General features: G+C 62.6%; 24 protein-coding genes. 14 read left to right on the top strand and 10 right to left on the bottom strand.

Features of this window, described 5'->3' with window-relative positions; all coding sequences use genetic code 11:
• Positions 1-17: 17 nt before the first annotated feature.
• The 3 genes from pyrR to TU80_RS04925 are packed head-to-tail and all read left to right on the top strand — an operon-like array spanning position 18 to position 2,821.
• On the top strand, positions 18-524 hold the full coding sequence (gene pyrR / locus TU80_RS04915; protein ID WP_017845001.1) for a bifunctional pyr operon transcriptional regulator/uracil phosphoribosyltransferase PyrR: 507 nt from the start codon (positions 18-20) through the stop codon (positions 522-524).
• Between the two features lie 24 nt (positions 525-548).
• Entirely contained in the window at positions 549-1,553 is a 1,005-nt protein-coding gene (locus tag TU80_RS04920) for an aspartate carbamoyltransferase catalytic subunit (RefSeq protein WP_017845002.1), read from the top strand.
• Complete coding sequence (locus TU80_RS04925; protein WP_057003953.1) at positions 1,550-2,821, top strand: dihydroorotase; 1,272 nt, start codon at positions 1,550-1,552, stop codon at positions 2,819-2,821. The genes TU80_RS04920 and TU80_RS04925 overlap by 4 nt, the downstream gene beginning before the upstream one ends.
• A gap of 133 nt (positions 2,822-2,954) precedes the next feature.
• On the opposite strand, the gene TU80_RS04930 is transcribed toward TU80_RS04925, so the two are convergent.
• On the bottom strand, positions 2,955-3,383 hold the full coding sequence (locus tag TU80_RS04930) for a TM2 domain-containing protein (protein WP_017845004.1): 429 nt from the start codon (positions 3,381-3,383) through the stop codon (positions 2,955-2,957).
• Positions 3,384-3,633: 250 nt separating this feature from the next.
• Between TU80_RS04930 and TU80_RS04935 the strand changes: the two genes are divergently transcribed.
• Positions 3,634-4,269, top strand: a complete 636-nt coding sequence (locus tag TU80_RS04935; protein WP_046381760.1) for a C40 family peptidase — start codon at positions 3,634-3,636, stop codon at positions 4,267-4,269.
• 75 nt (positions 4,270-4,344) lie between these two features.
• Here the strand turns inward: TU80_RS04935 and TU80_RS04940 are convergent, their stop codons facing one another.
• The gene (locus tag TU80_RS04940; protein ID WP_046381759.1) at positions 4,345-5,379 is read right to left on the bottom strand and encodes a type IV pilus twitching motility protein PilT; all 1,035 of its coding nucleotides are present in this window, start codon (positions 5,377-5,379) and stop codon (positions 4,345-4,347) included.
• A 57-nt stretch (positions 5,380-5,436) separates the two neighbouring features.
• On the opposite strand from TU80_RS04940, the gene TU80_RS04945 reads away from it, so the two are divergent.
• The 9 genes from TU80_RS04945 (at position 5,437) to TU80_RS04985 (ending at position 12,065) form a co-directional block, all read left to right on the top strand.
• Positions 5,437-6,123, top strand: a complete 687-nt coding sequence (locus tag TU80_RS04945; protein ID WP_057003954.1) for a YggS family pyridoxal phosphate-dependent enzyme — start codon at positions 5,437-5,439, stop codon at positions 6,121-6,123.
• A gap of 33 nt (positions 6,124-6,156) precedes the next feature.
• Positions 6,157-6,975, top strand: a complete 819-nt coding sequence (gene proC, locus TU80_RS04950; protein WP_057003955.1) for a pyrroline-5-carboxylate reductase — start codon at positions 6,157-6,159, stop codon at positions 6,973-6,975.
• Positions 6,976-7,014: 39 nt separating this feature from the next.
• A complete protein-coding gene (locus TU80_RS04955; protein WP_046381758.1) occupies positions 7,015-7,602 on the top strand; it encodes a YggT family protein in 588 nt (195 codons plus the stop codon).
• A gap of 104 nt (positions 7,603-7,706) precedes the next feature.
• Complete coding sequence (gene metX, locus TU80_RS04960) at positions 7,707-8,846, top strand: homoserine O-succinyltransferase MetX (RefSeq protein ID WP_057003956.1); 1,140 nt, start codon at positions 7,707-7,709, stop codon at positions 8,844-8,846.
• A 7-nt stretch (positions 8,847-8,853) separates the two neighbouring features.
• Positions 8,854-9,474 (top strand): methionine biosynthesis protein MetW, encoded by a 621-nt coding sequence (gene metW / locus TU80_RS04965; protein WP_017845011.1) that lies wholly within the window; start codon positions 8,854-8,856, stop codon positions 9,472-9,474.
• A gap of 21 nt (positions 9,475-9,495) precedes the next feature.
• Positions 9,496-9,930 carry a DUF4426 domain-containing protein gene (locus tag TU80_RS04970; RefSeq protein ID WP_046381756.1) on the top strand — a complete coding sequence of 145 codons (435 nt, stop codon included), beginning with the start codon at positions 9,496-9,498 and terminating at the stop codon, positions 9,928-9,930.
• On the top strand, positions 9,927-10,523 hold the full coding sequence (gene rdgB / locus TU80_RS04975; RefSeq protein ID WP_026139793.1) for an RdgB/HAM1 family non-canonical purine NTP pyrophosphatase: 597 nt from the start codon (positions 9,927-9,929) through the stop codon (positions 10,521-10,523). The genes TU80_RS04970 and rdgB overlap by 4 nt, the downstream gene beginning before the upstream one ends.
• The gene (gene hemW, locus TU80_RS04980) at positions 10,520-11,722 is read left to right on the top strand and encodes a radical SAM family heme chaperone HemW (RefSeq protein WP_046381755.1); all 1,203 of its coding nucleotides are present in this window, start codon (positions 10,520-10,522) and stop codon (positions 11,720-11,722) included. The genes rdgB and hemW overlap by 4 nt, the downstream gene beginning before the upstream one ends.
• Positions 11,723-11,741: 19 nt before the next feature.
• Positions 11,742-12,065: a DUF3392 domain-containing protein gene (locus TU80_RS04985; RefSeq protein WP_003176691.1), complete on the top strand. Its 324-nt coding sequence runs from the start codon at positions 11,742-11,744 to the stop codon at positions 12,063-12,065.
• 143 nt (positions 12,066-12,208) lie between these two features.
• On the opposite strand, the gene trmB is transcribed toward TU80_RS04985, so the two are convergent.
• The 4 genes from trmB to TU80_RS05005 form a co-directional block, all read right to left on the bottom strand.
• Positions 12,209-12,934 carry a tRNA (guanosine(46)-N7)-methyltransferase TrmB gene (gene trmB / locus TU80_RS04990; protein WP_017845015.1) on the bottom strand — a complete coding sequence of 242 codons (726 nt, stop codon included), beginning with the start codon at positions 12,932-12,934 and terminating at the stop codon, positions 12,209-12,211.
• Between the two features lie 9 nt (positions 12,935-12,943).
• Complete coding sequence (locus TU80_RS04995) at positions 12,944-13,738, bottom strand: thiazole synthase (RefSeq protein WP_017845016.1); 795 nt, start codon at positions 13,736-13,738, stop codon at positions 12,944-12,946.
• A 65-nt stretch (positions 13,739-13,803) separates the two neighbouring features.
• Complete coding sequence (gene thiS, locus TU80_RS05000; protein ID WP_046381754.1) at positions 13,804-14,004, bottom strand: sulfur carrier protein ThiS; 201 nt, start codon at positions 14,002-14,004, stop codon at positions 13,804-13,806.
• 85 nt (positions 14,005-14,089) lie between these two features.
• A complete protein-coding gene (locus TU80_RS05005) occupies positions 14,090-14,470 on the bottom strand; it encodes a DUF423 domain-containing protein (protein WP_017845018.1) in 381 nt (126 codons plus the stop codon).
• A 74-nt stretch (positions 14,471-14,544) separates the two neighbouring features.
• On the opposite strand from TU80_RS05005, the gene mtgA reads away from it, so the two are divergent.
• A complete protein-coding gene (gene mtgA, locus TU80_RS05010; RefSeq protein WP_046487827.1) occupies positions 14,545-15,267 on the top strand; it encodes a monofunctional biosynthetic peptidoglycan transglycosylase in 723 nt (240 codons plus the stop codon).
• 48 nt (positions 15,268-15,315) lie between these two features.
• On the opposite strand, the gene rpoH is transcribed toward mtgA, so the two are convergent.
• The 4 genes from rpoH to ftsY all read right to left on the bottom strand — a co-directional run bounded on the left by rpoH (position 15,316) and on the right by ftsY (position 19,291).
• On the bottom strand, positions 15,316-16,170 hold the full coding sequence (gene rpoH / locus TU80_RS05015; RefSeq protein ID WP_017845020.1) for an RNA polymerase sigma factor RpoH: 855 nt from the start codon (positions 16,168-16,170) through the stop codon (positions 15,316-15,318).
• Between the two features lie 129 nt (positions 16,171-16,299).
• On the bottom strand, positions 16,300-17,322 hold the full coding sequence (gene ftsX / locus TU80_RS05020; protein WP_017845021.1) for a permease-like cell division protein FtsX: 1,023 nt from the start codon (positions 17,320-17,322) through the stop codon (positions 16,300-16,302).
• Positions 17,319-17,990: a cell division ATP-binding protein FtsE gene (gene ftsE / locus TU80_RS05025; protein ID WP_017476533.1), complete on the bottom strand. Its 672-nt coding sequence runs from the start codon at positions 17,988-17,990 to the stop codon at positions 17,319-17,321. The genes ftsX and ftsE overlap by 4 nt, the downstream gene beginning before the upstream one ends.
• Positions 17,987-19,291 (bottom strand): signal recognition particle-docking protein FtsY, encoded by a 1,305-nt coding sequence (gene ftsY / locus TU80_RS05030; protein WP_057003957.1) that lies wholly within the window; start codon positions 19,289-19,291, stop codon positions 17,987-17,989. Before ftsY ends, ftsE begins: the two co-directional genes overlap by 4 nt.
• Positions 19,292-19,418 lie beyond the last annotated feature (127 nt).

Genomic DNA, 19,418 nt, shown 5'->3' on the forward strand with positions numbered 1-19,418 from the left:
GCCTTGAAGGAGCGACCATGAGCCTGCCAAACCCCGCCGAACTGATCAGCCAGATGGCGATTCGCCTCAAGGCCCACCTGAAACACCGTGGCATCAGCGAGCCGCGCTTCATCGGCATTCGCACGGGTGGCGTGTGGGTGGCCCAGGCGCTGCTGCAAGAGCTGGGCAACGATTCGCCGCTGGGTACGCTGGATGTGTCCTTCTACCGCGACGACTTCAGCCAGAACGGCCTGCACCCGCAAGTGCGCCCGTCGGCCCTGCCGTTCGAGATCGAAGGCCAGCACCTGGTGCTGATCGACGACGTGCTGATGAGCGGCCGCACCGTCCGTGCCGCGCTGAACGAGCTGTTCGACTACGGCCGCCCCGCCAGCGTGACCCTGGTCTGCCTGCTGGACCTGGACGCCGGCGAGCTGCCGATCAGCCCGGATGTGGTCGGCGCGACCCTGTCGCTTTCAGCCCAGCAGCGGGTAAAATTGTCCGGTCCCACGCCGCTCGTACTCGAACTGCAAGACCTTGCCCTTTAACCCGCCTTGTAAAGAGTCCCCGCGATGACGCCTCTAGATGCCAAGCGCCCGCTGCAGCTCAATGCTCAGGGCCAGCTGCAACACTTCTTGTCCCTCGACGGTTTGCCCCGCGAACTGCTCACCGAAATCCTCGACACCGCCGACTCGTTCCTCGAAGTCGGTGGCCGCGCGGTGAAGAAGGTCCCGCTGCTGCGCGGCAAGACCATCTGCAATGTGTTCTTCGAGAACTCCACGCGCACCCGCACCACCTTCGAACTGGCGGCCCAGCGCCTGTCGGCCGACGTGATAACACTGAACGTGTCGACCTCGTCGGCGAGCAAGGGCGAGACCCTGCTCGACACCCTGCGCAACCTTGAAGCGATGGCCGCCGACATGTTCGTGGTGCGCCACGGCGACTCCGGCGCCGCGCACTTCATCGCCGAGCACGTCTGCCCGCAGGTGGCGATCATCAACGGCGGCGACGGCCGTCACGCCCACCCGACCCAGGGCATGCTCGACATGCTCACCATCCGTCGGCACAAAGGCAGCTTTGAAAACCTTTCGGTGGCCATCGTCGGCGACATCCTGCACTCGCGGGTAGCGCGCTCGAACATGCTGGCCCTGAAAACCCTGGGCTGCCCGGATATCCGCGTGATCGCGCCGAAAACCCTGCTGCCGATCGGCATCGAGCAATACGGCGTGAAGGTCTACACCGACATGACCGAAGGCCTCAAGGATGTGGACGTGGTGATCATGCTGCGCCTGCAACGCGAACGCATGTCCGGTGGCCTGTTGCCGAGCGAAGGCGAGTTCTACCGCCTGTTCGGCCTGACCACCACGCGCCTGGCCGGAGCCAAGCCGGATGCCATCGTGATGCACCCGGGGCCGATCAACCGAGGGGTGGAGATCGAATCGGCGGTGGCCGACGGCAACCAGTCGGTGATTCTCAACCAGGTGACCTACGGCATTGCCATACGCATGGCGGTGCTGTCCATGGCCATGAGCGGGCAAACCGCGCAACGTCAATTCGAGCAGGAGAAGGCCCAGTGAAGCTCAGCATTCTCGGCGCCCGCGTCATTGATCCGGCCAGTGGCCTGGATCAAGTCACCGATCTTCATCTGGAAGCCGGCAAGATCATCGCCATCGGCGCTGCGCCCGCTGGCTTCAGCGCCAGTGAGACCCTCGACGCCAAGGGCCTGGTGGCCGCGCCTGGCCTGGTCGACCTGAATGTCGCCCTGCGCGAGCCGGGTTACAGCCGCAAAGGCAACATCACCAGCGAAACCCGCGCCGCCGCCGCCGGTGGCGTCACCAGCCTGTGCTGCCCGCCGCACACCAAACCGGTGCTGGACACCTCGGCCGTGGCCGAGCTGATCCTCGACCGCGCCCGCGAAGCCGGCAATTGCAAAGTGTTCCCCATCGGCGCCCTGAGCAAAGGCCTGGAAGGCGAGCAACTGGCCGAACTGATCGCGCTGCGCGATGCCGGTTGCGTGGCCTTCGGCAACGGCCTGGAGAGTTTCCGCAGCACCCGCACGCTGTGCCGTGCCCTGGAATACGCGGCCACCTTCGACCTGACGGTGATCTTCCACTCCCAGGACCGCGACCTGGCCGAAGGCGGCCTGGCCCATGAAGGCGCCGTGGCCAGCTTCCTCGGCCTGCCGGGCATCCCGGAGACCGCGGAAACCGTGGCCCTGGCCCGCGATCTGCTGCTGGTGGAACAAAGCGGCGTGCGCGCGCACTTCAGCCAACTGACCAGCGCCCGCGGCGTCGCCCTGATCGCCCAGGCCCAGGCCCGTGGGTTGCCGGTGACGGCGGACGTGGCGCTGTATCAGTTGATCCTGACGGACGAGGCGCTGATCGACTTCTCCAGCCTGTATCACGTACAACCGCCGCTGCGCACCCGTGCCGACCGCGAGGGTTTGCGCGCGGCGGTGAAGTCCGGTGTGGTGTCGGCGATTTCCAGCCATCACCAGCCCCACGAGCGCGATGCCAAGCTGGCACCGTTCGGCGCGACCGAGCCGGGTATCAGCAGCGTCGAGCTGTTGCTGCCGTTGGCGATGACGCTGGTGGAGGATGGCTTGCTCGACCTGCCGACGCTGCTGGCGCGCCTGAGTGCAGGCCCTGCCGAAGCCTTGCGCCTGCCGGCGGGTAAGTTGGCGGTGGGGGCGGCGGCGGACCTGGTGCTGTTCGATCCGGCCAGCTCGACGATTGCCGGCGAGCACTGGCTGTCCAAGGGCGAAAACTGCCCGTTCATCGGCCATAGCCTGCCGGCGAGCGTGCGCTACACCCTGGTGGACGGACGCATCAGCTACCAGGCCTAAAGCGGGCTCGGTAAAAAATGTGGGAGGGGGCTTGCCCCCGATGGCGGTGGACCAGTCAGCTTATCTGTAGCTGACCCACTGCTATCGGGGGCAAGCCCCCTCCCACATTGGGTTCTCTATAGAGCTTGAGAGATCAGCGCCCGCCTCTTAGCTCGGCGTTACGGATCGATATCTGCGTATTCAACGTCCAGAAGTCATACAGCACCCCCACCAGGAACAGGCCGCCGGTCAGCAGGTACAGCAGGCCGGTGATCCATTTGCCCTGGTACATCCGGTGTACGCCGAACACCCCGAGAAACGCCAACAGAATCCAGGCCACGTTGTATTCGATCGGGCCGGCGGTAAAACGCAGGTCGGCTTCACGGTCCATCGCCGGAATCAGGAACAAGTCGATCAGCCAGCCAATACCCAGCAAGCCCAACGTGAAAAACCAGATCGTCCCGGTGACGGGTTTGCCGTAATAGAAGCGATGCGCCCCGGTAAAACCAAAAATCCAGAGCAGGTAACCGATCACCTTGCTGTGGGTGTCTTGCTGCGAAACATCCTGTCGATAGGTGTTCATGGCGTACCTCTTTTGCTGCGATAGATAAATTTTTTCACTTTCTTTGTGACTTTTTTACATGCACCCGACGTATGGCCGATGGTATCTTCGCTCCCCTGAAAGCCTGATGCCACCTGACTTGTGTAGGACAATTGCGGCGATTCGTCGCGTATTTCCTGAGTTTGACCCCAAGGTTCAGTCGACAAACGGCCTGAGAACGACACAAAAAGCTGTTATAAAGTTGCGCGCAAACCCATAAGAGCCACGCCTAATGCGACCATTTTTCAAGACATGGCTAACCATTTGCCTATTAATGCCACTGGCCGCCCACGCCACCAATCGTGAGCAACGACTTCCTAACGTCAACGGCTTCACCCCGAAAGTCCACAGCACACCCAGCACGGCCAAATCCGTAAAGCCTACCGTCAGCCGCCCGACTCAACTGAGCAAGGCCCACGGTAAGGCAACACCCGGCCTGATGGCGGGTAACACCAAGCAAAGCAGCACCGTCCTCAGCCGCGCCGTGAATGTGCTCGGTACACCTTATCGTTGGGGCGGCAGCAGCCCAAGTAAAGGGTTCGACTGCAGCGGCCTGGTAAAATATGCATTCAACGACGTTGCCGCGGTGGATTTGCCACGCACCTCCAACGCCATGGCCGCCGGCCACGGGCAGAAGGTTGACCGCAAGGACTTGAAGCCGGGCGACCTGCTGTTCTTCAAACTGAAGAGCCGCCGGGTTAACCACGTTGCCATCTACCTGGGCAACGACCGCTTTATCCACGCACCGCGCCGTGGCAAGTCGGTCAGCATCGATACCCTGAAGAAGCCGTTCTGGGACAAGAACTACGTGATCGCCAAGCGGGTTCTGCCGAAAGAACAGAACAACCTGCGGATCGTCCAACGCTGATCTGAAGCTGGAATACAGTACCCATGTGGGAGGGGCTTGCCCCCTCCCTCATTTGATTTCATTGCCCACAAGATCTCATATGTCTGTCGGCACCCTCGCCTTCTCCCGCGCCGCCTCCCGGCTGATCACGCCCTGCGTGACCAAGGCCTTCAAGCGCATATCCAACGTCTGCATCCCCGATGCGCCACCGGTCTGAATCGCCGATACGATCTGCGCCACCTTGTCTTCGCGGATCAAATTGCGAATGGCGGGCGTACACAGCATGATTTCATGGGCCGCCACGCGCCCGCCGCCGATCTTCTTGACCAACACCTGGGACACCACCGCCTGCAGCGACTCCGAGAGCATCGAGCGGACCATGGGCTTTTCTCCCGCCGGAAACACGTCCACCAGGCGATCCACGGTCTTGGCCGCCGACGCGGTGTGCAGGGTGCCGAAGACCAGATGCCCGGTCTCAGCCGCCGTCAGCGCCAGGCGGATGGTTTCCAGGTCACGCAGTTCACCCACCAGGATCACATCCGGGTCTTGCCGCAGTGCCGAACGCAAGGCCGCCGAAAAACTGTGGGTGTCGCGGTGCACCTGGCGCTGGTTGATCAGGGCCCGGCAGGGCTGGTGGATGAACTCGATGGGGTCTTCCAAGGTGAGGATGTGCTGGCGCCGGTGCTGGTTGAGGTGATCGATCAGCGCCGCCAGGGTGGTCGACTTGCCCGAGCCGGTGGGCCCGGTCACCAGCACCAGGCCGCGCGGCAGTTGGGCGATACGTTGGAACACCGCGCCCAACCCGAGGTTTTCCAGGCTCTGGACCTGGGCGGGGATGTTGCGAAACACCGCGCCCATGCCACGCGCCTGCTGGAACACATTCACCCGGAATCGCCCGACACCGGGCAGTTCGAAGGCGAAATCCGTTTCAAGAGATGTTTCGAAATCCTTTTGTTGGTACTGGTTGAGCAAAGGGCTGAGCAAATCCGCCACGTGCGTGGGTGACAGCACTGGCCCATCCAGGGACCAGACCTCGCCATCCATCCGCAGCATCGGTGCGAGGCCGGCCGACAGGTGCAGGTCGGAGGCGCCCCGGCGCACGCTGTGCGTGAGTAATTCAGTGATATCCATAGGGCTTTCCATTTCCAGTAGAATGCCGCGGACTCCATATCCACGGGCGCATCTTGAATGTCGACGATAGCAGACAACATTGGCCAGGTTCGCCAGCGCATCCGCGCCGCAGCCGACGCCGTGCAACGTGACGCAAACAGCATCCACCTGCTGGCCGTGAGCAAGACCAAGCCCGCGCAAGCCGTGCGCGAAGCCTATGCCGCCGGGATGTGCGATTTCGGCGAAAACTACCTGCAGGAAGCCTTGGGCAAACAGGCCGAATTAACCGACCTGCCCTTGAGTTGGCACTTCATCGGCCCCATTCAATCGAACAAGACTCGCGCGATCGCCGAGAACTTCGCTTGGGTGCATTCCGTGGACCGCCTGAAAATCGCACAACGCCTGTCCGAACAACGCCCGGCCGACCTGGCACCGCTGAACATCTGCATCCAGGTCAACGTCAGTGGCGAAGCCAGCAAGTCCGGCTGCACGCCCGCCGACCTGCCGGCGCTGGCCAACGCGATCAGCGCCCTGCCGCGCTTGAAGTTGCGCGGTTTGATGGCGATCCCTGAACCGACCGAAGACCGCGCCGCACAGGATGCAGCGTTCGCCGCCGTCCGCGACCTGCAGGCCAGTTTGAACCTGCCGCTCAACACACTTTCCATGGGCATGAGCCACGACCTCGAGTCGGCCATCGCCCAAGGCGCCACCTGGGTGCGGATCGGTACCGCCCTGTTTGGCGCCCGCGACTACGGTCAGCCGTGAAATGGCCGACTTCCCACTGAATAAGGACCTGTCATGAGCAACACGCGTATTGCCTTTATCGGCGCCGGCAACATGGCGGCCAGCCTGATCGGCGGCCTGCGGGCCAAGGGCCTGCAAGCCCAACAGATCCGCGCCAGCGATCCGGGCGCCGAAACCCGCGCCCGCATCAGCGCCGAACACGGTATCGACACCTTCGCCGACAACGCCGAGGCCATCCAGGGCGTCGACGTGATCGTGCTGGCGGTCAAGCCGCAAGCCATGAAAGCCGTGTGCGAAAGCCTGCGCCCGAGCCTGCAGCCGCACCAGTTGGTGGTGTCCATCGCCGCCGGCATCACCTGCGCCAGCATGAACCGCTGGCTCGGCGCCCAGCCCATCGTGCGCTGCATGCCCAACACCCCGGCGCTGCTGCGCAAAGGCGTGAGCGGTTTGTATGCCACCGCCCAGGTGAGCGCCGAACAGCGCGACCAGGCCCAGGAACTGCTGTCCGCCGTGGGCATCGCCCTGTGGCTGGAACAGGAAGAGCAACTGGACGCGGTGACCGCCGTCTCCGGCAGCGGCCCGGCCTACTTCTTCCTGCTGATCGAAGCCATGACCGCCGCCGGCGTGAAACTGGGCCTGAGCCGGGACATCGCCGAGCAACTGGCCGCGCAAACCGCCCTGGGAGCCGCGCAGATGACCGTGACCAGCGACGTGGATGCCGCCGAACTGCGCCGCCGCGTGACATCCCCCGGCGGCACCACGCAAGCCGCCATTGAATCGTTCCAGGCCGGGGGCTTCGAAGCCCTGGTGGAAAAAGCACTGGGTGCCGCGGCACATCGTTCGGCCGAGATGGCCGAGCAACTGGGCAAATAGTCGTCCCCAACCTGCAACTGGACTAGATAGGAATCGAACATGCTCGGAATCAATGACGCTGCCATTTTCATCATCCAGACCCTGGGCAGCCTGTACCTGCTGATCGTGCTGATGCGCTTTATCCTGCAACTGGTGCGGGCGAACTTCTACAACCCGCTGTGCCAGTTCGTGGTGAAGGCCACCCAGCCACTGCTCAAGCCCCTGCGCCGGGTGATCCCGAGCCTGTTCGGGCTGGACATGTCCTCGCTGGTGCTGGCGTTGCTGCTGCAGGTCCTGCTGTTCGCGGTGATCCTGATGCTCAACGGCTACCAGGCCTTGACCCTGCTGCTGCTGCCATGGGCGCTGATCGGGGTTTTCTCGCTGTTTTTGAAGATCCTCTTCTGGTCGATGATCATCAGCGTGATCCTCTCGTGGGTCGCACCCGGCAGCCGCAGCCCTGGGGCCGAGCTGGTCGCGCAGATCACCGAACCGGTGCTGGCGCCGTTCCGCCGGTTGATCCCCAACCTGGGCGGTCTGGACATCTCGCCGATCTTCGCGTTTATCGCGATCCAGCTCCTGCAAAGCTGGGTGATCCCGCGCCTGGCGTTCTATGCATTCATGCCCAAAGAGCTGTTCGGGCTGATCTGATTCAGCCCCGCTTGCGTGTCAGGGCCGGATAACCTCCGGCCTTTGCTTGCCGCTAGGGGCAGCGGTCTTTAGACTTACGCCTCATTTAAACGAGAGCAGGGTCGATGCCAGCTGCCTTTCCCCCCGATTCTGTTGGACTGGTCGTGCCCCAAATGGCGCACTTCAGCGAACCGCTGGCCCTGGCCTGCGGACGTTCGCTGCCAGCCTACGACCTGATCTATGAAACCTACGGCCAGTTGAACGCCACGGCGAGCAACGCCGTGCTGATCTGCCACGCCTTGTCCGGCCATCATCACGCCGCGGGCTTCCACAGCGTCGACGAGCGCAAGCCCGGCTGGTGGGACAGCTGCATCGGCCCCGGCAAGCCCATCGATACCAACAAGTTCTTTGTGGTCAGCCTGAACAATCTCGGCGGCTGCAACGGCTCGACCGGCCCCAGCAGCCTCAACCCGGACACCGGCAAGCCCTTCGGCGCCGACTTCCCGGTACTGACCGTGGAAGACTGGGTCCACAGCCAGGCGCGCCTGGCCGACCGGCTGGGCATCCAGCAATGGGCCGCCGTGATCGGCGGCAGCCTCGGCGGCATGCAGGCCCTGCAATGGACCATCACTTACCCCGATCGCGTGCGCCATTGCCTGGCCATCGCCTCGGCCCCCAAGTTGTCGGCGCAGAACATCGCCTTCAACGAAGTGGCGCGCCAGGCGATCCTGACCGACCCGGACTTCCACGGCGGCTCGTTCCAGGAAGCCGGCGTGATCCCCAAGCGCGGCTTGATGCTGGCGCGGATGGTTGGGCATATCACCTACCTGTCCGACGATTCCATGGGCGAGAAATTCGGCCGCGGCCTCAAGAGCGAGAAACTCAACTACGATTTCCACAGCGTCGAGTTCCAGGTGGAAAGCTACCTGCGCTATCAGGGCGAAGAGTTCTCCGGGCGGTTTGACGCCAACACCTACCTGCTGATGACCAAGGCCCTGGACTACTTCGACCCGGCCGCCAACTTCGACGACGACCTGGCGAAAACCTTCGAGGGCGCGTCGGCCAAGTTCTGCGTGATGTCGTTCACCACCGACTGGCGCTTCTCGCCGGCCCGCTCGCGGGAACTGGTGGATGCCTTGATGGCGGCGAAGAAAGACGTCTGCTACCTGGAAATCGATGCTCCGCAAGGCCACGACGCCTTCCTGATCCCGATTCCTCGTTATCTGCAGGCGTTCAGTAACTACATGAACCGCATAACTCTGTGAGAACGCCATGAGAGCCGACCTGGAAATCATCCAAGACTGGATACCCGCCGGCAGCCGCGTGCTCGACCTTGGCTGCGGCAATGGCGAACTGCTGAGCTGGCTGCGCGACAACAAGCAAGTCACCGGCTATGGCCTGGAAAACGACCCGGACAACATCGCCGAGTGCGTGGCCAAGGGCATCAACGTGATCGAGCAGGACCTGGACAAGGGCCTGGGCAACTTTGCCAGCAACAGCTTCGACGTCGTGGTGATGACCCAGGCCCTGCAGGCGGTGCATTACCCGGACCGCATCCTCGACGAAATGCTGCGCGTCGGCCGCCAGTGCATCATCACCTTCCCCAACTTCGGTCACTGGCGCTGCCGCTGGTACCTGGCCACCAAGGGCCGCATGCCGGTGTCGGATTTCCTGCCGTACACGTGGTACAACACGCCGAACATCCACTTTTGCACCTTCGAAGACTTCGAAGCCCTGTGTGGCGAGCGGGAAGCCAAGGTGATCAACCGCCTTGCCGTCGATCAACAGCACCGCCACGGCTGGGCGAGTAAACTATGGCCCAACCTGTTGGGTGAAATCGGGATTTACCGGGTCAGCAGCCCGGGCCTGACAGACCACAAGATCGCCGTCTAACTATTTTCGAGGAAGACGAATATGAGACGCCTGGCTGTATTTCTACTCACCGCGTGCCTGGGCGTCAGCGCCATGGCCGCCGATGCCATCGACAGTAAGCGCCAGAAGGAATTTGGCGATATCACCGTACACTACAACACCTTCACCTCCAGCTTCCTGCAACCCGATACGGCCCAGGCTGTCGGCGTGGTACGCAGCAAGAACAAGGGCTTGATCAACGTGACCGTGATCAAGGGCGTGACGCCCGTGGCCGCGCAAGTGACCGGCACGATCAAAGACCTGAGCGGCAGGAGCGAAATCCTGACGTTCAAGCAGATTACCGAAAAAGGTGCGATCTATTACCTCGCGCCCTACAACGTACCGCAACAGGAAGTGCGGGTTTTCACCATCAACGTTGAAACCGGCGGCAAGGCCCATGGTTTCCAATTCAACCAGGAACTGTTTCCGGCGGACTGATGAACCTGACTCAACTCGTGCTGGCCAGCCATAACGCCGGCAAACTCAAAGAACTCCAGGCCATGCTCGGCGAGTCCGTGCAACTGCGCTCGATCGGCGAGTTCAGCCAGGTCGAGCCCGAAGAAACGGGCCTGTCGTTCGTCGAGAACGCCATCCTCAAGGCGCGCAATGCCGCGCGCCTGTCCGGCCTGCCGGCGCTGGCGGACGACTCGGGCCTGGCGGTGGACTTCCTCGGCGGCGCCCCCGGTATCTATTCGGCGCGCTATGCCGACGGCAAAGGCGACGCGGCGAACAACGCCAAGCTGCTCGACGTGCTCAAGGACGTGCCGGATGCCGAGCGTGGCGCGCAGTTCGTCTGCGTGCTGGCCCTGGTGCGGCATGCCGACGATCCGTTGCCGATCCTCTGCGAAGGCCTGTGGCACGGGCGCATCCTGCATGCAGCCAGCGGCGCGCATGGGTTTGGCTACGACCCGCTGTTCTGGGTGCCGGAGCGCGATGTCTCCAGCGCCGAACTGAGCCCGGCCGACAAAAACCAGATCAGCCACCGCGCCCGCGCCATGGCTTTGCTGCGCCAGCGCCTGGGCTTGAAATGACCCAGAACACCTCCGCGCAGCCGCTGATCCACGGCGGCGCGCAAACACCACGGGCGGCCCTGCCCCATCTGCCGCCCCTGGCGCTGTACATCCACATCCCGTGGTGCGTGCGCAAATGCCCTTATTGCGACTTCAACTCCCACACCGCCAGCCCCGTGTTGCCGGAAGAAGAGTACGTCGATGCGCTGCTGGCCGACCTCGATCAGGACCTGCACGCGGTTTATGGCAGGGAACTGAGTTCGATCTTCTTCGGTGGCGGCACGCCGAGCCTGTTCAGTGCCGCCGCGCTGGGCCGTCTGCTCAAGGGCGTGGAAGCGCGCATCCCGTTTGCCGACGACATCGAGATCACCCTGGAAGCCAACCCGGGAACGTTCGAGCAAGAGAAGTTCGTGGCGTACCGCAAGCTGGGGATCAACCGCCTGTCCATCGGCATCCAGAGCTTCCAGCAGGAAAAACTCGCGGCCCTGGGCCGTATCCACAACGGCGATGAAGCCGTGCGCGCCGCCGGCATGGCGCGCCAGGCCGGGTTCGACAACTTCAACCTGGACCTGATGCATGGCTTGCCCGATCAGTCCCTGGACGACGCCCTGAGCGACCTGCGCCAGGCCATCGCGCTCAAACCGACCCATTTGTCGTGGTACCAACTGACCCTGGAGCCCAATACCGTATTCTGGAACCAGCCGCCGACGCTACCGGAGGACGACACCCTGTGGGATATCCAGGAAGCCGGCCAGGCGCTGCTGGCCGAACACGGTTACGCGCAATATGAAGTCTCGGCCTATGCGCAACCGGGGCGAGCGGCGCGACATAACCTCAACTACTGGAGCTTCGGCGACTTCATCGGCATCGGTGCCGGCGCCCATGGCAAGCTCAGCCACCCGGACGGGCGCATCGTCCGCACCTGGAAGACCCGCGCACCGAAGGACTACCTCAACCCGGCCAAAAGCTTCCTGGCCGGCACGAACGCGCTGACCAACGAAGAGCTGCCGTTCGAGTTCCTGATGAACGCCCTGCGCCTCACCGAAGGCGTCGACGCCAAGCTCTACGCCGAACGCACCGGGCTGGCGCTGGCGAGCCTCGCGCAAGGCCGCACCGAGGCAGAACAAAGTGGCTTAATGCAGGTCGAACCGTCACGCCTGGCGGCGACTGACCGCGGGCAACTCTTTCTCAATGACCTGTTGCAGAAGTTTTTGAGCTGATCGCTCTTAAGGAAATCGAATGGATTTGGTACTCGACCTGCTCGCCACCGTATCCCGCTGGAGCCGCAGCAACCTGTCGGAAATCTCCCTGGCCCTCGTCGGCTGCCTGTTGGTGCTGTTCGGCGCCGACATCAAAGGCTGGGTCGAGGCCCGCCTGGGCAGCATCGCCGGAGCCTTGCGCGTACCGTTGATGGCCCTGCTGTGCATGATCGGCAGCGGCGCGGCGCTGATCTACGCCACGCCGTGGATTGTGCGGGGGCTGAGCCAGTTCAATAACTACAGCCTGGCGCCGGTATTGGTGGTGGTGCTGGTGTTGATCGGCGTCGTCGCCGACCGCCGCTGAATTTAAAGCCAGATACAAAACAATGTGGGAGGGGGCTTGCCCCCGATAGCAGAGTGTCAGTCAACCACTCTATGACTGACCCACCGCTATCGGGGGCAAGCCCCCTCCCACATTTTTTGACCGCATTCCAAGTTACTGGCTGATCAGTCGACTTTCTCGAACTTCAAATCCCACACCCCATGCCCCAACCGCTCGCCGCGGCGTTCGAACTTGGTGATCGGGCGCTCGGCCGGGCGTGGCACGCATTTGCCGTCTTCGGCCAGGTTGCGGTAGCCAGGGGCGACGTTCATCACTTCCAGCATGTATTCCGCATAGGGTTCCCAGTCGGTGGCCATGTGCAGGATACCGCCGACTTTCAGCTTGCTACGCACCAGCTCCGCGAAGGACGCCTGGACGATGCGGCGCTTGTGGTGACGGCTTTTGTGCCATGGATCGGGGAAAAACAGCATCAGGCGATCGAGGCTGTTGTCGGCGATGCAGCGGTTGAGCACTTCAATCGCGTCGCAGTCGTAGACCCGCAGGTTGGTCAAACCCTGGGTCAGCACGCCATTGAGCAGCGCGCCGACACCCGGGCGATGGACTTCCACACCGATGAAATCCTGTTCCGGCGCGGCTGCGGCCATTTCCAGCAGGGAGTGGCCCATGCCGAAGCCGATTTCCAGGGAGCGCGGGGCCGAACGACCGAACACTTGGTCATAGTCCACCGGCGCGTCGGCCAGGGGCAGGACGAACAGCGGCGTGCCTTGCTCCAGGCCCTTTTGCTGGCCTTCGGTCATGCGACCGGCGCGCATCACAAAGCTCTTGATGCGGCGGTGCTTGGACTCGTCGCCCTGTTCCACGGTGTTCGGCGTTTCGTTTGATTCAGTCATCAATGGCTCTTACTTGATCAGACCATCCAGCGGCGAGGAGGCGCTGGCGTAGAGTTTTTTCGGCATGCGCCCGGCGAGGTAGGCCAGGCGGCCCGCGACGATGGCGTGTTTCATGGCTTCGGCCATCATGATCGGCTGTTGGGCATTGGCGATGGCCGAATTCATCAGCACCGCTTCGCAGCCCAGCTCCATGGCGATGGTCGCGTCGGAGGCAGTGCCCACGCCCGCATCCACCAGCACCGGGATCTTGGCTTCTTCGAGGATGATCTGCAGGTTGTACGGGTTGCAGATCCCAAGGCCAGTGCCGATCAGGCCGGCCAGCGGCATCACGGCGATGCAGCCGATTTCGGCCAGTTGGCGGGCGATGATCGGGTCATCGCTGGTGTAGACCATCACGTCGAAGCCTTCCTTGACCAGGGTTTCGGCGGCCTTGAGGGTTTCGATCACGTTGGGGAACAGGGTTTTCTGGTCGGCCAGCACTTCCAGCTTCACCAGGTTGTGGCCGTCGAGCAGCTCACGGGCCAGGCGGCAGGTACGCACGGCTTCGATGGCGTCGTAGCAGCCGGCGGTGTTCGGCAGGATGGTGTAGCGGTCCGGCGGCAGGATATCCAGCAGGTTCGGTTCGCCCGGGTTCTGGCCGATGTTGGTGCGGCGCACGGCCACGGTCACGATCTCGGCGCCCGAGGCTTCGATGGCCAGGCGGGTTTCTTCCATATCGCGATACTTGCCGGTGCCTACCAGCAGACGGGACTGGTAGGTACGACCGGCCAGGACGAAGGGCTTGTCGCTACGAACGATGCTCATGGGAAATCCTCGAGGTGGGGTGAGGTTCTGCAGAATCCGGGGTGGCGCGCCTGGGCGCCGGACGACTAGCCGCCGCCGATGGCGTGGACCACTTCGACCTGGTCACCTTCGGTGAGCGCAGTCTCGACGTGTTGGCTACGCGGGACGATATCCTGGTTGAGCTCCACTGCGACGCGACGCCCGGTCAGGTCCAGACGGGTCAGCAGGGCCGCAACGGTTTCACCGTCGGGCAGTTCAAAGGGTTCGCCGTTCAACTGAATGTGCATGCCATGGGCCGCCATCGTTTTTAGGGGCAAGCATTCTAGCCCGATTGGCGTAGCTGGCCCAAGGCCCTTTGATCAGTAGCGCGCTTCAGGCCGCCTGCTGCAAGCGCCACGCCGCCAGCCCCAGGAGGAACCAACCGAGCAGAAACGCCAGGCCACCGAACGGCGTGATGATGCCGAGCTTGCTGATGCCAGTCATCGTCAGCACGTACAGGCTGCCGGAGAACAGCAGGATGCCGACGACGAACGACACGCCCGCCCACGTGACCAGGCGGCCAGGCAGGTGCGCCGCGAGCAACGCCACGCCGAACAGCGCCAGGGTGTGGACCAGTTGGTAGGTCACGCCGGTATGGAAAATCGCCAGGTACTCGGCGCTCAGGCGGTTTTTCAAGCCGTGGGCAGCGAACGCACCGAGGGCGACACCGGTGAAGCCGAAAAAAGCAGCCAGCATCAGAAAGCCACGCAGCATGAGGAACTCCAGTCAGACTCATTGGGCAGGGTCTGTATAATGGCCCGCTCAACGGGTTCGGCCAAGCCATCTCTATGCTGCGTGTCCTCTTCAGTCGTTTTCTCAAAGCCGTGAAATGGTTTGCCATCGGCAGCGTGTTGCTGGTGCTGCTGTTTCGTGTCGTACCGCCGCCGTTCACGGCGCTGATGGTGGAGCGCAAGATCGAATCCTGGTTTGACGGCGAACCGATTGACCTGCAGCGCACCTGGGTGCCGTGGGATGAGATCTCCAACGACCTCAAAGTGGCGGTGATGGCGGGTGAAGACCAGCGTTTCCCACAACATTGGGGCTTCGATTTCGGCGCGATCCAGGCGGCGCTCCTGCACAACGAGCGCGGCGGCTCGATCCGCGGCGCCAGTACGCTGAGCCAGCAAGTATCGAAGAACCTGTTCCTGTGGTCCGGCCGCAGTTATCTGCGCAAGGGCCTGGAGGCCTGGTTTACCGGGCTGATCGAGGTGCTGTGGCCCAAGCAGCGGATCCTTGAGGTGTACCTCAACAGCGTGGAATGGGACGAAGGGGTGTTCGGTGCGCAAGCGGCGGCGCAGCATCACTTCGGGGTGAGTGCCAAGGCGCTTTCTCGGCAGCAGGCCAGCTACCTGGCGGCGGTGCTACCCAATCCACGGGTATGGAGCGCCAGCCATCCAACGGCCTATGTGGCACGGCGGGCGGCATGGATTCGCCAGCAGATGAGCCAATTGGGTGGGGATGGCTATCTGGTTGAGTTGAACAATTCGCGCAAGGCGCCTTGGTCCGACTGACACAACACAGAAATAAATGTGGGAGGGGGCTTGCCCCCTCCCACAGTTTTAAGCGGCGATCGACAGCTTCAGCTTGTTCATCGCGCTTTTCTCAAGCTGACGAATCCGCTCGGCCGACACGTTGTACTTCTGCGCCAGGTCGTGCAGCGTGGCTTTTTCTTCGGCCAGCCAGCGCTGGTAGAGGATGTCACGGCTGCGGTCGTCCAGCACTTCCAGCGCTTCGTGCAGGTTGTGGTTGGAGTTGTCGCTCCAGTCGGCGTCTTCCAGTTGACGCGCCGGGTCGTACCGGTGGTCTTCCAGGTAGTTGGCCGGCGATTGGAAGGCGCTGTCGTCGTCCGCTTCAGCGGCCGGGTCGAAGGCCATGTCATGGCCGGTCAGGCGGCTTTCCATCTCGCGCACTTCACGCGGCTCCACACCGAGGCTTTCGGCCACGCGGTGGACTTCTTCGTTGTTCAGCCACGCCAGGCGTTTTTTCTGGCTGCGCAGGTTGAAGAACAGCTTGCGCTGGGCCTTGGTGGTCGCGACTTTCACGATGCGCCAGTTGCGCAGGATGAACTCGTGGATTTCCGCCTTGATCCAGTGAACGGCGAACGACACCAGGCGCACACCCATTTCCGGGTTGAAGCGCTTCACTGCCTTCATCAGGCCGACGTTGCCTTCCTGGATCAGGTCAGCCTGGGCCAGACCGTAGCCGCTATAGCTACGGGCGATATGTACGACAAAACGCAGGTGGGCGAGCACCATCTGCCGAGCCGCCCCCAAATCCTGCTCATAGTAGAGACTCTCGGCCAGTTCACGCTCCTGCTCCGGCGTCAGCAATGGAATGCTGTTGACCGTGTGCACATAGGCCTCCAGGTTCGCACCCGGGACCAAGGCATAAACAGGTTGCAAAGAAGTGGTCATACGAAAAAACCTCCGACTCACATAACTCGTGCAGTTCAGCACTGCGAAAATTGACCGGGAACCGTAGGACAAGTTCCCTAAACCACTGATACGGTCAATACAAACGAAACCACATTAATCTGACATTAACTACTTCGGTGCCAGCTCACGTAAATGCCGTGCGACCGCAATCCACGCACCGATATACCCCAACAAGACCGCGCCAAGCAAGAGCGACAGACCATCGGCGACCGGCACCCCGGCCAGGGCGAAATCACTGCCGTACAAGCCGGCAAGCCCGATGACCGCGTCGTTCAGCCAGTCCAGGCCGAACGCCAATAAGCCCCAGGACAAAATCCCCGCACCGAAGCCATAAAGCGCGCCCATGTACAGAAAAGGACGACGCACATAGCTGTCCGTGCCGCCGACCAGTTTAATCACTTCTATCTCGGTGCGACGGTTTTCAATATGAAGACGAATGGTATTACCTATCACCAAAAGTAATGCAGACACCAACAACACCGTCAGGCCGAACACAAAGCGGTCGCCCAGCTTGAGGATCGCCGCCAGGCGCTCTACCCAGACTAGATCAAGTTGCGCCTGTTGCACCTTGGGCATCTCTGCGAGTTTTTGTCGCAGGGCTTCCAGGGCCGGTTTGTCGACTTCATTCGGCGTCACCAGCACCACGCCCGGCAGCGGGTTCTGCGGCAGCTCCTTGAGCGCCTCGCCCAGGCCGGACTGTTGCTGGAATTCCTCGAGGGCCTGATCGCGGCTGATGTACTCGGCATCCGCCACGCCCGGCAGGTTCTTGATCTCTTCGCGCAGGGCCTCGCCGTCTTTGGCGCTGGCATCCAGGTTCAGGTACAGCGAAATCTGCGCGGCGCGCTGCCAGGAACCGCCCAGGCGCTCCACATTATTAAGCAGCAGCGACAAGCCCATGGGCAGGCTCAAGGCCACGGCCATCACCAGGCAGGTGAAAAAGCTGCCGATCGGTTGCTTGCCCAGGCGACGCAGGCTGTCGAGCAGGCTGGCACGATGGCTTTCGATCCAGGCACGCAGCAGCGTGGCGAAATCCGGGCCGTCGTCTTCGTCGTGTTTTTTCTTTTTCGGTTGTGGGTCGGCCGGTTTCGGCGCCACGCGCTCGGAAACCTTGGGGCTGCGTGTCGCACTCATACGCCAGCCTCCCCGTCGCCGATCAGGCGACCGCGTTGCAGGGTCAGCATGCGATGGCGCATGCGCGCGATCAGTGCCAGGTCGTGACTGGCGATCAGCACGCTGGTGCCCAGGCGGTTGATGTCTTCGAACACGCCCATGATCTCGGCCGCCAGGCGCGGGTCGAGGTTACCGGTGGGTTCGTCCGCCAGCAGCAAGGCCGGGCGGTGGACGATGGCGCGGGCGATGCCGACGCGCTGTTGCTGGCCGGTGGACAGGTCGCCGGGGTAGAGGTCGGTCTTGTCCGACAACGCCACGCGCTCCAGCGCCGAGTCCACGCGCTTGATGATTTCGGCCTTGGACAGCCCAAGGATCTGCAACGGCAACGCAATGTTATTGAACACCGTGCGATCGAACAGCAACTGGTGGTTCTGGAACACCACGCCGATCTGGCGGCGCAGGAACGGAATCTGCGCATTGCTGATGGTGGCCAGATCCTGGCCGGCCAGCAGCAGCTTGCCGGTGGTCGGGCGTTCCATGGCCAGCAGCAGGCGCAACAGGGTACTTTTGCCGGCACCCGAATGGCCGGTGACAAACAAGAATTCGCCGCGACGCACTCGAAAACTCAGCTCATGCAAGCCGACATGCCCATTGGCATAGCGTTTACCGACCTGTTCGAATCGAATCATGAACGCTCCCGCTCGGCAAACAGTGCCTGGACAAAGGGTTCGGCTTCAAAGGTGCGCAGGTCGTCGATACCTTCACCGACGCCGATATACCGAATCGGCAACCCGAACTGCTTGGCCAGGGCGAAGATCACGCCGCCCTTGGCCGTGCCGTCGAGCTTAGTCAATGCCAGGCCGGTCAGTTGCACCGTCTGGTGGAATTGTTTGGCCTGGCTGATGGCGTTCTGGCCAGTACCGGCGTCGAGCACCAGCAGGACTTCGTGCGGAGCCTCGCCGTCGAGCTTGCCGATCACGCGGCGCACTTTCTTCAGCTCTTCCATCAGGTTGTCTTTGGTGTGCAGACGACCGGCGGTATCGGCGATCAGCACATCAATGTTGCGGGCCTTGGCGGCTTGCACGGCGTCGAAGACCACCGAAGCGGAATCGGCGCCGGTGTGCTGGGCGATGACCGGGATCTTGTTGCGCTCGCCCCAGACCTGCAACTGCTCGACGGCGGCGGCGCGGAAGGTGTCGCCGGCGGCGAGCATGACTTTCTTGCCTTCCAACTGCAGCTTCTTGGCCAGTTTGCCGATGGTAGTGGTCTTGCCGGCGCCGTTGACGCCGACTACCAGGATCACGAACGGCTTCTTCGGAGTAATCACCAACGGCGCTTCGACCGGCTTGAGCATCGCGGCCAGCTCGGCCTGCAGGGATTTGTACAGCGCATCGGCGTCGGTCAACTGCTTGCGCGCGACCTTCTGGGTCAGGCTCTGGATGATCACGGCGGTGGCTTCGACACCCACGTCGGCGGTCAGCAGACGGGTTTCGATGTCTTCCAGCAGTTCGTCATCGATGGTCTTCCGACCCAGGAACAGGCTGGCCATGCCTTCGCCGATGGTCGCGCTGGTTTTGCTCAGGCCTTGCTTGAGGCGGGCGAAGAACCCGGTTTTGCTCGGTTCCGCGGCAACCACGGGCGACGGCGCGATCACGGCGGGCGCCGCGGCCACAACAGGCGCGGGAGTCGGCTCGACCGCCACCGGCTCAACCTGCGGAATCGGCGGCGTCACATGCTCGGCCTGCACATCTTCGACCAGTGCCACGGGCTCTTCGGCCACTGGCAGTGCCAGCCACGGTTTGTGCTCAGGCTCGGCTTGCGCCACCGGCGCGGTCGGTTCGGCGCCTACCAAGGGCTCAGGGATTGGCTCAGATTGAACCTGCGGCTGTTCGACGACGGTTTCCTGCGGCTTTTTGCGCAGCCATCCGAACAGGCCTTTTTTCTCGCCAGCCGCAGCTGGGCTCTTCTTGTCGTCGTTGGAACCAAACATGGAGGACGGCTATCTCAAGGTAGCGACGCGCCAAGGGCGCCTCGGTAAATAAAAATTCGATGCAGAACAGACTGCTTTAACGCTCGCTCGTTCATGCGCAACATTTTGTAAGGCGTAAATAAAGGCC

It is taken from the genome of Pseudomonas veronii (genome assembly GCF_001439695.1).
GTDB lineage: Bacteria > Pseudomonadota > Gammaproteobacteria > Pseudomonadales > Pseudomonadaceae > Aquipseudomonas > Aquipseudomonas veronii.